Source organism: Rahnella sp. R3(2024) (assembly GCF_042920125.1).
Classification (GTDB): Bacteria; Pseudomonadota; Gammaproteobacteria; order Enterobacterales; family Enterobacteriaceae; genus Rahnella; species Rahnella rivi.
In genome coordinates this window covers 640,834-649,638 of record NZ_JBHGBU010000002.1, presented here as the reverse complement: position 1 = coordinate 649,638, position 8,805 = coordinate 640,834, and the positions used below count along the sequence as shown (strand labels likewise).

The following is an 8,805-nucleotide window of genomic DNA, read 5'->3' as shown; positions in this document are numbered from 1 at the left end:
TGTTTCTGCTTTAAGCTCCCCGCACCCCTTTACCGCTGAGGCAGGATATGGATTTGCAATCCCAACTTGATGAACTGCGCGGACAGGCCGCTCATGCCGGGAACTGGCGAACAGAAACCGGGATCCCGCGCGTTGCCATGGTGCAGGGGAAAGTCCCGGCGGCGGCGCTGGCCGCAGTCTATGAGCCGATGATCAACCTGATCCTCAGAGGAAGTAAAACCATGACGGTGGGGGAGAAGGTCTTTAATTACGACCCCGCCTCTTACTTTGTCATGTCAGTGGATTTGCCGGCGGTGGGCGCAGTTCACCCGGCATTGACCGGCGAACCTTATCTGGCCGTGAGCCTGACCATCGATCCCCAGCGCGTTGCCACCCTATTGGATGATTTACCGCATTCGCAGATGAGGGGCAGGCCGGAAGGCGGGTTCTCGGTGGCGTCAGTCACGCCGGAGTTGCTTGATGCCTGGGTAAGAATGCTGCGTCTGATGAAAACGCCTGAGGACATTCCCGCTCTCGCGCCGGGCTACGAGCGTGAAATTCTTTATCACGTTCTGAAAGGCCCCCACGGCTGGATGCTCAGAGATATTGCCTCGCCGGGTACCATGCTGGCGAGGATCAGCAACGCTATCCAGTGGCTGAGGCACCATTTTGCCGAAGAGTTTGTGGTTGAAACCCTGGCCGGGCGCGAGGCGATGAGCGTTTCGGCGTTTCACCGGCACTTCAAGGCGGTAACGGCCATGAGCCCGTTGCAGTATCAGAAACGCGTCCGGCTGCTCCATGCCCGAACGCTGCTTTTAGGCCGTCAGCAGAGCGTCACTTTTGTGGCTCAGGAAGTGGGCTACCGGAGTGTGCCGCAGTTTAACCGCGACTATGCGCGCATTTTCGGGCTGCCTCCGCTGAAAGATGTGGCGCAACTGCGTAAGGTGATCAACGTGCGGGAGAGCCAGTGACGCGCCCCTCAGTCGAGTTTCAGCGCCGCCATCACCAGCGAAAATGCCGGTGAATGCTGTTTTCTGCTGGGGTAATAGAGGTAGTAGCCGGGAAACGGCAGGCACCAGGCATCGAGTACCCGCAGCAGGCGGCCTTCTTCGATGTGCGGCGCAAACTCTTCTTCCGGTAAAAACGCAATGCCCAGACCTGCCAGCGCCGCATCCACCATAGGGGCGGAAGTATTAAAGGTCAGTTGCCCGTTCACCCGCACGTTGACCGGCCCCTCTTCGTTATCAAACTCCCAGACATAAAGCCCGCCGGACGTGGTCTGGCGCATATTCATGCAGTTGTGTTGCAGCAGATCATGCGGCGTCTGCGGCAGCGGATGTTTAGCAAAATACGCCGGGGAGGCCACCGCCGCCATTCGCAAGGCGGGGCTGACGGGCATCGCGATCATGTCTTTATCGATGGTGTCACCCAGGCGCACACCGGCGTCAAACTTATCGGCGACGATATTACGAAAGCCGTGGTTGGCATCAAATTCCAGACGGATGTCGGGGTATTCGCGTAATAACGGCGACAGTTTTGGCATCAGCAGGGTTTTAAGCACGTGCGGGCCGCAGGTGATACGTACGGTGCCGGCGGGTTTATCACGCATCTCGGTCAGCATATCCAGCCCGGCTTCAATCTCGTCAAAATGTGAGCCAATCGCCAGCAATAGCCTTTCTCCCGCCGCCGTCGGCGACACATTTCTGGTCGTGCGCGTGAGCAGGCGAATGTCCATTTGATTTTCCAGAGCGGTAATGGTCTGGCTCAGCGCCGGTTGCGTGACCCCGAGCAGTGCGGCAGCGCGGGTAAAACTCCCTTCACGGGCGACCGTGATAAAAGCGATCAGATCATTGAAATTACGTTTCATCACAGCTTCCGTCCTTCTATTAATAAGCAGGGCTTATAAGCCCATTAAGGATTCATTACCTAGTAAGAATATACCCGCCCTGTAGAATTTCCGGCAAGCAATAACGTCCGCAAAACAGGAAATACTTGCCCGGCGTTATCCCTTTAACTTCATGTTATTTCAGTTTTTATTCCCGTGAATAAAGACCGGGCGGGGCTTGCCAAAAATTCATCATTTAGCGTTGAAAAAGGAAGGAAATGTGACATCTGCCGTTGAAAACGCGCTGCCTGACCAACATCGGGCCGCGCACTGGAACGGGGTATGGGCGATTACCCTGTGCGTATTTGCGCTGGTTGCGTCGGAGTTTATGCCCGTCAGCCTGCTGTCACCGGTTTCCCGCGATCTGGGTATCAGCGAGGGGCTGGCCGGGCAGGGGATCGCCATCTCCGGTGCGCTGGCGGTGTTGACCAGTTTGTCGATCTCAACCCTGGCCGGAAATATTGACCGAAAAATTCTGCTTTTAGGGCTGACGACCCTGATGGCTGTTTCCGGCGAGGTGATAGCCCTGGCCCCTGATTACCTGACTTACATGGTTGGGCGCGCACTGATTGGCGTCGTCATCGGCGGCTTCTGGTCGATGTCGGCGGCGCTGGCTATCCGGCTGGTGCCACGGGATCAGGTTCCCCGCGCCCTGGCGATATTCAACGGCGGCAATGCGCTGGCGATGGTGATCGCTGCACCGCTCGGCAGTTATCTGGGGTCGGTGATGGGCTGGCGCGGCGCATTCTTTTGTCTGGTGCCGGTCGCGCTGGTGGTCTTTATCTGGCAGTGCTTCAGCCTGCCTTCCATGAAAACGGCGGCGGAAGAAAAAAAGGCCGGAAATGTGTTACGCCTGCTCAGAAAACCACAGGTTGCCACCGGGATGGCGGCGTGCGGGCTTTTCTTTATGGGGCAATTCGCGCTCTTTACCTACCTGCGCCCGTTTCTTGAAACGGTGACCGGGGTTGACGTTTCCACGTTGTCATTGATTTTGCTGACCATCGGAATGGCCGGTTTTATGGGCACCCTGATCATCGGCGTTTTTCTGCGCAAAGGCTTTTATCTGACGCTGATGGCGATCCCGCTGATGATGACGGCCATTGCCGTGATGCTGATGCTGACGGGGCACCGGCTCTGGATTGTCGCGCCGCTGCTGGGCCTTTGGGGGCTGGTGGCGACGGCGGCACCGGTCGGATGGTGGTCATGGGTCGCGCGGACCTTTCCCGACAACGCCGAAGCGGGCGGCGGGCTGATGGTCGCGGTGGTGCAACTGTCCATCGCGCTGGGTTCTACCGCCGGAGGGCTGGCTTTTGACTCTGCGGGCTGGCAAACCACCTTCGCCATCAGCGGCGTTCTGCTGACTCTGGCGGCCTGTCTGACATTTGTTACATCACGCACACAACACTGACGACATATTCACTTTTTACCGGGCGAACGGATGCCCAACCCATACCACTCCTGTTGAGGATATTTCGATGAAAATTTTTTCTATGTTGGTCGGGCTGTTAATCAGCTCGTTTGCCGCCACCGGCGCCGATATGTCTGGCGGCGCAGATAACTTTTACAAAAGCGACAAAGTGACGCAGCAAAAGGTGACGTTTAAAAATCAGTATCAGATGGAGGTCACCGGAAATCTGTTTATGCCAAAAGACAGGGATAAGAATGCCAAATATCCGGCCATTGTGGTGGGGCATCCTATGGGGGCGGTGAAAGAACAAAGCTCCAATCTCTACGCACAGAAACTGGCTGAACAAGGTTTTGTGACGCTGGCTATCGATCTCTCTTTCTGGGGCGAAAGTGAAGGGAAGCCGCGTAACGCCGTCGCGCCAGATATTTACGCTGAAGATTTTAGCGCCGCAGTGGATTACCTCGGTACGCGCCCGGATATCGACAGAAACCGGATTGGCGCGCTGGGCATCTGCGGCAGCGGCAGCTTTGTGATCAGCGCGGCGAAAATTGATCCGCGCATGCGGGCCATTGCTACCGTCAGCATGTATGACATGGGGGCGGTGAACCGTCACGCACTCAATCATTCACTCACGCTGGCGCAGCGTAAGGACATTATTGAACAGGCGGCGCAGCAGCGTTACAGCGAATTCACCGGCGGAGAAATACGCTACACCAGCGGTACAGTGCATAAAATCGATGCGGACACGCCGCCGGTGGCGAAAGAGTTCTACGATTTTTACCGCACGCCGCGCGGGGAATTCACACCTAAAGGATCTTCCCCGGCGCTGACGACGCACCCGACGCTGACCAGCAACGTCAAGTTTATGAACTTTTATCCGTTCAACGATATCGAAACGATTTCACCGCGGCCAATGCTGTTTATCACCGGCGAAAACGCGCACTCCAGAGAATTCAGTGAAGATGCCTACAAACTTGCCGGTCAGCCGAAAGAGTTAGTTATCGTACCCGGTGCGGGTCATGTTGACCTCTACGACCGCACCGATCTGATCCCTTTTGCAAAACTGACGTCATTCTTTAAACAAAACCTGAAATAAAGTGCGTTATTTTTTTCCACGGAATAGAGCGGCTGTCACGTATTTGCCTCAATAACACCGTGGAAAGGGCATACTCAATGTACGGAGCAAAATATTGCTCCGTACATTGTTCAGGGTTAATTCCATCACATTTATATGACCAATCCTGTGGCGACATTTTTACGGGCGATGACTCTGTTAATCAGCTGACCATTGAGTCTGTAATGTATCGGCAGGAAGGGGATGTCTTTAAGGTAAAAGATATGTTCTCCGTCCCCTTTTTCGGGGCTTAGCCCGGAAAGATTCAGAACATAACAATAACGAATTTTATTTTGCCACGACTGATACGGGGCGTTTCCGAAAATAAGCGGGGCATAACGGGCACTGTTCTGCCTCATCAATTCCGGCGCAATATCAGTCAGATAGATCCGGCATAAACCTGCGGGCTGGCCGTGTTCATTTTTATTACTGGCGTTAATGGCGTTATCACGTCTGATACCCTGCATACCGGCTTCATTAGTATAATGGAAATAAACATTTCCCTTATTGCTATTTTCAGAAAGAAAATAAGGCGGTTCCAGAAAGGTTTTAACCTGTTCATTAATGAATTTTGATTTCACAGGCAGCGCCGAAGGGCGGGTATAAGGATGGGCCGATCTTTTCATTTAATATATCCTTTATTCAATGAATATCATCAGGTGAATGTGTCTTTCGATATTTCCTTTGATTTGGAAACGGCTATGCCCGCCGGGTTAATGGTCAGGCATATTGATTCCAAAACGGTGTGATTTATTCTGTGCGGCTACTGTTTATTCGTTAAAAGTATCAACCGGCTGTTTAACGCCTCGAGATGTTCAGCAATTTGTTTTATTTCAGCGTTGCTGACGGGTTGCTGTTTGTCGAGCTTACGTTGCAGGTCATCCAGCTGCGCCTGCACCGGTTCGCCACCCTGCTGGAGTGTCTGGCGCATCTGATAAATCGCGGTTTTCAGCTCAGAAATCGTCATATAGGGTTTGCGCTTTTGTTCAGCTTCCAGCAAACGCAGCTCGACACTGTTTAGCTGGTTGTTCACCAGCGCCCAGCTGTTGATGTCCGGCAACGTGGCACTCAGTTCGGTGTGATGATTTTGCCAGCGGGCCGAGAATGCATTCCCAGGCCAGAGCGCATTCAGGCGGATCGCCGCTGAGGGTTGCGCCAGCCAGTTCATGGTACTCATCACGCATACCGTGACCGCAATGCCCACGCCGCCGCCGCAAAGCCAGGCTTTCCATGGGCGTGGCGCAGGCAAGGGTGCCGGTTTGATCACCGGCACCATTGCAGGAGGCGTTACCAGCGCAGGCGCGACGTCGGGCACGGCCGGTTTCGCCATCAGGGCACGCTTTTGCAGCGTTTGTCGGCTCGATTGCAGATAGTCGAGCAGATTGCGCAGGGGGGCCTGACTGCGCGATTGCAGGGCCAGCGCGTGTTCCAGCATCATCGACACCGCCCCTTCAAGTTGCTGAAGGGTATCGACTTCTGCGCTGTTTAGCGGCAGACCGTACAGGCTGGTCGCCGCATGGGTGGAATACCATTCGATAATTTGCTGACGCAGATCGGTTGCGGCCACCGGCGGCCAGCACTGGCGCTGCTTCTTGCCAAAACCTTCCGCCAGCAGCAGTGTGGCGTTCGCCATACCCGCCCAGCCGTGGCGCTGGCAGCTGATCAGACAAAACCAGACGCCGCTTTGCAGGTCGTAGCCGTGGCGCTGAAAAATCTCCAGGCACTGGTTTTCCTGCGTGAGCCACCATGACCGGTCGTGCACGTGGCCTTTCCAGCCGTTCACGCTGTTACTGAGCAGTAAAAACTCGTGATGATGTCGGGGATCGTGGCAGCTGATTTTCACATCGCCCGGCGTCACGCTGTAATTAACTTTTGTCATGAGCCCTCCATGTCACGAGTTTATCCTTGCTGACGCCTATCTTCAGGCCGCCCCGGACGGGTTTCTCATCCTGCAACAGGGTGTCGGTCAGCAACGGCAGAATGTGCCGGTTCAGCGCCTGATCGATATCACGGGCACCGCTCTGCATCACCTGACAGAGTTCTGCCACCCAGCTCACCACGCTCTCGCTGTAACTCAGTTGCACCTCGCCGTTGCTGGCGGCGTGATAGCGCTGGCAGATGCGATCCAGCTTCAGCCTGATGATTTGCGCCAGCGTTTTCGGTTGCAGCGGCAGGTAAGGGATCAGCGTGACACGCCCCATCAATGCCGGGCGGAACACGTGCTCGAACTCCGGGCGGATCAGCGTACACAGGGCTTCCGGCGACGTTTCCCCTTCGGCGCAGGCGGCGGTGATTTTCGCGCTGGCCAGATTGGATGTCATGATAATCAGCGTGTTACGGAAGTTGATTAACTGACCTTCCGCGTCTTCAATCATCCCTTTATCGAATACCTGATAAAACAGCTCCATGACGTCCGGGTGCGCCTTTTCCACTTCGTCGAGCAGCACGACGCTGTACGGATTGCGTTTCACCGCTTCGGTCAGCACGCCACCCTGACCGTAACCGACATAACCCGGCGGCGATCCTTTCAGGCCGGACACGCTGTGTGCTTCCTGATATTCCGACATGTTAATGGTCACCAGACTTTGCTCACCGCCGTACAGTAAATCTGCCAGCACCAGCGCTGTTTCGGTTTTACCGATACCCGATGAACCTGCCAGCATATACACCCCGGTCGGTTTCAGCGGATCGTTCAGATTGGCGCGGCTGATGCGCACTTGTGTGGCGATGGTGGAGAGCGCGTGGCGCTGGCCGATAACCCGCTGTTCCAGGCGGTGAAGTAATTCGCCCAACTGTTGCTGTTGTTTTTCTACCATGCGGCCAAGTGGCACACCGGTCCAGCCGGAAACCACATCGGCGATACAGGTGGCATCAACGCATTCAAACACCAGCGCATGAGCCTCATGCAGCTCAGCCAGCTCCCTGCGCCAGGCGGCGATAGCGCTCTCATCACGACTTTGTTGCAGTTGCTGCACCAGACTCTTTTGCTGTTCCCACAGTGGCCGGAGATGGGCGAGATCGGCCAGCAGCTCAGTTTCCCGCAGCGCCAGCGTCGCCAGCCGCTGATCGTGCTGTCCTTCCTTTTGTAAGGCCTCGCGCTCGGTGTGCAGATTGCTGAGCAGGGCGTTGATGTCTTCGATCTCTTTCGGATGGTGAGACTGTGACACCGCCACGCGGGCGCAGGCGGTATCCAGCAGACTGACGGATTTGTCCGGCAGTTATCGCCCGGCGATATAGCGGCTGGAGAGATTGACGGCGGCATGGATCGCACTTTCGAGGATCTGCACGCCGTGGTGGCGAGACATGGCCGGTGCAATGGCACGCAGCATGGCGGTGGCGCTGTCGATACCCGGTTCAGCCACCTGCACCAGCTGGAAACGGCGGGTCAGCGCGGCATCTTTCTCAAAATACTTTTTGTATTCCGCCCACGTTGTCGCCGCCACCACGCGCAGTTCACCACGCGCCAGCGCCGGTTTCAGCAGGTTTGCCGCGTCGTTTTGTCCGGCCTGACCGCCCGCGCCAATCAGCGTATGGGCTTCGTCGATAAACAAAATGACCGGCTGAGGTGCGCTGGCGATCTCTTTCATCAGCGCCTGTAAACGGTTTTCAAATTCGCCCTTCACGCTGGCTCCGGCCTGTAACAGACCGAGATCCAGCGTCAGCACGTCCATCTGTCTGAGCACCTCCGGCACGTTGCCAGCGGCGATACGCAGCGCCAGACCTTCCACCAGCGCGGTTTTCCCCACACCGGGTTCGCCGGTGAGAATAGGGTTGTTCTGGCGGCGACGCAGCAGGATGTCGATCATCTGACGTATTTCTGCTTCGCGCCCCAGCACCGGATCCAGTTCACCCTTACGGGCCTGGGCGCTCAGATTGCGGGTAAATTTGCCGAGTGCGCTGTTGCTGCTCTGCGTGGCCGGAGACGCTGCATTTTCGCGGGTGTGGCACGCGTCAAGCAACAGCTGTTCCGCCGCATCCCGCTGGCAGTTCAGCGCCTTACGCACGCCGCTGGTTAATGACGGTGCGGTGTTCTCTTCCAGCAGACAGGCCAGCAGGGCGGCCGGGGCGAGCTGGGTGTGTCCCCAGCTGGCGCTGGCGTGCAACCAGGCTTTTTCCAGCCACTGAACCAGCCCGGTCGAAAAGACCGGCGCGCGGCTGTTGCCGCTGCGAAAGGTGTTCAGCGCCTGCTGGGTGGCGCTCAGCAAGGCATCCGCCGCCAGACCTGCGCCTAAATTCAGGCTTTCCATCAGATCGCTGTGCTGGACAATCACCGCCAGCAAAAGATGCTCAACGTCCACTTCATGGTGGGTGCGCGAAATCGCCTGACTGACCGCGGCATCCAGACAGCTGCGGCTTTCCGGGGTGAGTTTGTCGACGATGCGTTTTAAATAGCTGCTCATAAATATCCCTTTTATTCAA

At 56.3% G+C, this 8,805-nt stretch carries 6 protein-coding genes and 1 pseudogene; 3 read left to right on the top strand and 4 right to left on the bottom strand.

The features are described 5' to 3' along the window. The first annotated feature begins 47 nt into the window (after window positions 1–47). Window positions 48–950 (top strand): AraC family transcriptional regulator N-terminal domain-containing protein, encoded by a 903-nt coding sequence (locus ABSH60_RS23315; RefSeq protein ID WP_390976456.1) that lies wholly within the window; start codon window positions 48–50, stop codon window positions 948–950. Between the two features lie 8 nt (window positions 951–958). Here ABSH60_RS23315 and ABSH60_RS23310 read toward each other — a convergent pair whose 3' ends face one another. Further along, window positions 959–1,846 (bottom strand): LysR family transcriptional regulator, encoded by an 888-nt coding sequence (locus ABSH60_RS23310; RefSeq protein ID WP_056772602.1) that lies wholly within the window; start codon window positions 1,844–1,846, stop codon window positions 959–961. Between the two features lie 238 nt (window positions 1,847–2,084). On the opposite strand from ABSH60_RS23310, the gene ABSH60_RS23305 reads away from it, so the two are divergent. Both ABSH60_RS23305 and ABSH60_RS23300 read left to right on the top strand, forming a co-directional pair. Further along, entirely contained in the window at window positions 2,085–3,272 is a 1,188-nt protein-coding gene (locus ABSH60_RS23305; RefSeq protein ID WP_390976454.1) for an MFS transporter, read from the top strand. Between the two features lie 67 nt (window positions 3,273–3,339). Beyond that, a complete protein-coding gene (locus tag ABSH60_RS23300) occupies window positions 3,340–4,368 on the top strand; it encodes an alpha/beta fold hydrolase (protein ID WP_390976452.1) in 1,029 nt (342 codons plus the stop codon). Window positions 4,369–4,499: 131 nt separating this feature from the next. Here the strand turns inward: ABSH60_RS23300 and ABSH60_RS23295 are convergent, their stop codons facing one another. The 3 genes and pseudogenes from ABSH60_RS23295 to tssH all read right to left on the bottom strand — a co-directional run bounded on the left by ABSH60_RS23295 (window position 4,500) and on the right by tssH (window position 8,786). Then, window positions 4,500–5,012 (bottom strand): hypothetical protein, encoded by a 513-nt coding sequence (locus ABSH60_RS23295; RefSeq protein ID WP_390976450.1) that lies wholly within the window; start codon window positions 5,010–5,012, stop codon window positions 4,500–4,502. Window positions 5,013–5,149: 137 nt separating this feature from the next. Next, complete coding sequence (locus ABSH60_RS23290; protein WP_390976448.1) at window positions 5,150–6,265, bottom strand: VasL domain-containing protein; 1,116 nt, start codon at window positions 6,263–6,265, stop codon at window positions 5,150–5,152. Continuing rightward, window positions 6,252–8,786: pseudogene (tssH, locus tag ABSH60_RS23285) on the bottom strand (type VI secretion system ATPase TssH). Before tssH ends, ABSH60_RS23290 begins: the two are co-directional and overlap by 14 nt. Between the last annotated feature and the right edge of the window lie 19 nt (window positions 8,787–8,805).

Coding starts and splice junctions, on each gene's coding strand:
- ABSH60_RS23295 (WP_390976450.1), bottom strand. CDS start 5,012: ATGAAAAGATCGGCCCATCCTTATACCCGCCCTTCGGCGCTGCCTGTG.
- ABSH60_RS23300 (WP_390976452.1), top strand. CDS start 3,340: ATGAAAATTTTTTCTATGTTGGTCGGGCTGTTAATCAGCTCGTTTGCC.
- ABSH60_RS23290 (WP_390976448.1), bottom strand. CDS start 6,265: ATGACAAAAGTTAATTACAGCGTGACGCCGGGCGATGTGAAAATCAGC.
- ABSH60_RS23310 (WP_056772602.1), bottom strand. CDS start 1,846: ATGAAACGTAATTTCAATGATCTGATCGCTTTTATCACGGTCGCCCGT.
- ABSH60_RS23315 (WP_390976456.1), top strand. CDS start 48: ATGGATTTGCAATCCCAACTTGATGAACTGCGCGGACAGGCCGCTCAT.